2 protein-coding genes and 1 riboswitch are annotated in these 2335 nt (G+C 74.0%); of the genes, one reads left to right on the forward strand and one right to left on the reverse strand.

The features are described 5' to 3' along the window. Window positions 1-56 precede the first annotated feature (56 nt). Complete coding sequence (gene gcvT, locus ACYVE9_RS23375) at window positions 57-1208, reverse strand: glycine cleavage system aminomethyltransferase GcvT (RefSeq protein WP_461029870.1); 1152 nt, start codon at window positions 1206-1208, stop codon at window positions 57-59. A gap of 135 nt (window positions 1209-1343) precedes the next feature. Then, window positions 1344-1449, reverse strand: a riboswitch (glycine riboswitch). Window positions 1450-1612: 163 nt separating this feature from the next. Between gcvT and ACYVE9_RS23380 the strand changes: the two genes are divergently transcribed. Continuing rightward, the coding region (locus ACYVE9_RS23380; protein ID WP_461029871.1) for an AAA family ATPase at window positions 1613-2335 on the forward strand (723 nt) is incomplete at its 3' end.

Below are 2335 nucleotides of genomic sequence, written 5' to 3' on the forward strand. Positions count from 1 at the left end.
GTGCGGGCGGGCGCGCCCCGCGCGAGCGGGCCGGCGCCCCGCGCGTGCGGATGGTGTCAGCGCTCGCGCTTGTAGAACGGCAGCGCGACGACCTCGTAGGGCTCGTGGCTGCCGCGGATGTCCACGGCCACGCCCGGGGTGCCCGGGGCGGCGTGCTCGGCGTCCACGTAGGCCATTGCGATCGGCTTGCCCAGCGTGGGGGAGGGGGCTCCTGAGGTGACCCGGCCGATCACGGTGCCGTCCGCGTCGACCACCTGGTAACCGGACCGCGGGACGCGGCGGCCCTCGGCGATCAGACCGACCAGCTTGCGCGGCGGTGCGGTCTCGGCCCGCTCGGCGGCGGCCTCCAGCGGCTCCCGGCCGACGAACCGGCCGCCGTTGGTCGTCTTCTCGAACTTCACGACCCGGCCCAGACCGGCGTCGAACGGCGTCGTCTCGCGGGTCAGCTCGTTGCCGTAGAGCGGCATGCCGGCCTCCAGCCGCAGCGTGTCCCGGCAGGACAGGCCGCACGGCACCAGGCCGGCGTCCCGGCCCGCCTCCGACAGCGCGTTCCACAGCTGCTCGGCGTCGTCCGCGGCGACGAACAGCTCGAAGCCGTCCTCGCCGGTGTAGCCGGTGCGGGCGATCAGCGCGCTGACACCGGCGACCGCACCGGGCAGGCCCGCGTAGTACTTGAGGCCGTCGAGGTCGGCGTCGGTGAGCCCCTTGAGCACACCGGCGGCCTCCGGGCCCTGGACGGCGAGCAGCGCGTAGGCGTCCCGGTCGTCACGGACGGCCGCGTCGAAGCCGGCCTGCCGGTCGGTCAGCGCGTCCAGCACCACCTGGGCGTTGCCGGCGTTGGCGACGACGAGGTACTCGCGGTGGCCGGACGGCTGCCGGTCCGCGAGCCGGTAGACGATCAGGTCGTCGAGGATGCCGCCGCGCTCGTCGCAGATCATCGTGTAGCGGGCGCGGCCCTCGGCGAGTGCGGAGAGGTTGCCGACCAGCGCGTGGTCCAGCAGCTCACCGGCCTGCGGGCCGGTGACGGTGATCTCGCCCATGTGGGAGAGGTCGAAGAGGCCGGCGCGGGTGCGGACCGCGAGGTGCTCGTCGCGCTCGCTGCCGTAGCGCAGCGGCATGTCCCAGCCGGCGAAGTCGGTCATCGTGGCGCCGAGGGCACGGTGCACCGCGTCCAGGGCGGTACGGCGGGGGTCATGGGCTTGTGGCATCAGGGGCTCCCAGGCAGGGGCGGACATGTCCTCCCCATCTGTCATCGGAACCTGAGAGGTTCGCCACAGGCCCGTTCGGGCCCTGACTTGCACCTTGGGTGGGACCGGACGGACCGGCCCGCTTTTCAGATCTGCCTCGCCTGCGCGGTACGGGGCCTGAGAGATTCAAGGGAGGACTTGCTCCTTCGGCGCCCCGCACCCTCAAGACCCGAGGATGTGGGAACTCTCCCGCGCTGGTTCAAGCGGCCGATATGCAGTTTGCGGCCTCATCATGACATGGGGGCCCGCTCCGCGGGGAGCCCGGAGCGGTCACGTCGGTCGGGGACGGGGAAGAGATGCGTCGACGACCCGGCGAGGACCGGGCGCGTGCGGGGGAAGCGTTACGTCATCGGGAGGGGAACGGAATGATCCGTTACGAGACGGTGGGCACGGTGTGCCCGCTCGTCCCGCAGCAGTCGGGAGAGGCACCGCCGCACCGGTCGGAGAGGCGGGCCCAGGACGGGCAACAGGGCGCCTCGCCACCGGGGAACGATCCGCCACGGGTGCTGGACCTGCGGGGGAGGGCGGTCAGCGGCCCGGGCGCGCTGGCCTGGCCGGCCGGCGACCGGGTGGTGGTGTCCGGGCTGCCCGGCAGCGGCAAGTCCACCCTGATGCGCCGGATGAGCGGTGGCAGTGCCGACGTGGTCCGGATCGACTCGCAGGACGCCAGGGAGTGCTGGGCGCGGCGGTTGCCGCCGGGCACGCCCTACGCCCTCTACCGGCCGCTGGTGCGGCTGACGCACTACTGGCGGCTGTGGCGCGCGCTGCGCGGCGGGGGCAGCGTGCTGGTGCACGACTGCGGCTCGCTGTCCTGGGTGCGGCGCTGGCTCGCCCGGGACACCCGGTTGCGCGGTCTGGCGCTGCACCTGCTGGTCCTGGACGTGCCCTCGGTGACGGCCCTGGCGGGCCAGGCGGCCCGGGGCCGGTTCGTGTCGGGGTACGCGTTCGGGCGCCACCGGAGGGCGGTGGCGCGGCTGATCACCGAACTGGAGCAGGGCCGTCCGCCGCGCGGGTGCGACTCGGCGGTGCTGCTGGACCGGGTGGTGGCGACGTCACTCGGCCCGGTCGCCTTCGGGGAGCGCCCGGAG

This window comes from Streptomyces sparsus, from assembly GCF_054776295.1.